Source organism: Marinifilum sp. RC60d5 (genome assembly GCF_052400665.1).
Taxonomy (GTDB): Bacteria; Bacteroidota; Bacteroidia; order Bacteroidales; family Marinifilaceae; genus JBQTGK01.
In genome coordinates, this window is sequence record NZ_JBQTGK010000029.1 from 1 (window position 1) to 660 (window position 660).

At 42.4% G+C, this 660-nt stretch carries 1 protein-coding gene; it reads right to left on the reverse strand.

Features of this window, described 5'->3' with window-relative positions; all coding sequences use genetic code 11:
- Window positions 1-660, reverse strand: a 660-nt coding sequence (locus ACT3CE_RS18870) for a cadherin-like domain-containing protein (RefSeq protein WP_444711314.1), incomplete at both ends; no start/stop codon positions are given.

The window sequence follows — 660 nt, forward strand, 5'->3', positions numbered from 1 at the left end:
AATAACCAGACTTCCCGGATCAATCGTTCCATCCAAGTCTACATCGTTCGTTAGAACTGGAATGTCTACCGGAGTATCTTCATCGGTTTCTGCTGTATCGTTATTGGCAACTAGAGTATCGTTCTCGCTTTGAACAACTACATAAACTACGGCTGTTGTACAAGCGCCATCGTCATCACAAATCTGATAGGTAAACTCATCGTCTCCATGATAATCGGCATTGGGTGTATAAGTTATCTCTCCTGTTGTTGGATTGATACTTACAGTTCCATTGCTTGGCCCTGAAACAACTTGAAGACTGGTTAAATCTAGTGTGCCATCCACATCTGAATCATTGGCAAGCACATTTATTACTACAGGAACATCTTCATCGGTAATTGCATTATTATCTAAAGCTACCGGTGGATCGTTTACATCCTTCACTGTAACTGTTACCGTTGCAAAATCGCAGGCTCCCTCGTCGTCACATACCTCATAGGTAAATGAATCGGTACCCTGGAAATTCTCATCGGGTGTATAGCTTACAATGCCGGTTACATTATCCACTACAAGTGTTCCATTTGATGCCTGACCTATAATAACCAGACTTCCCGGATCAATCGTTCCATCCAAGTCTACATCGTTCGTTAGAACTGGAATGTCTACCGGAGTATCTTCATC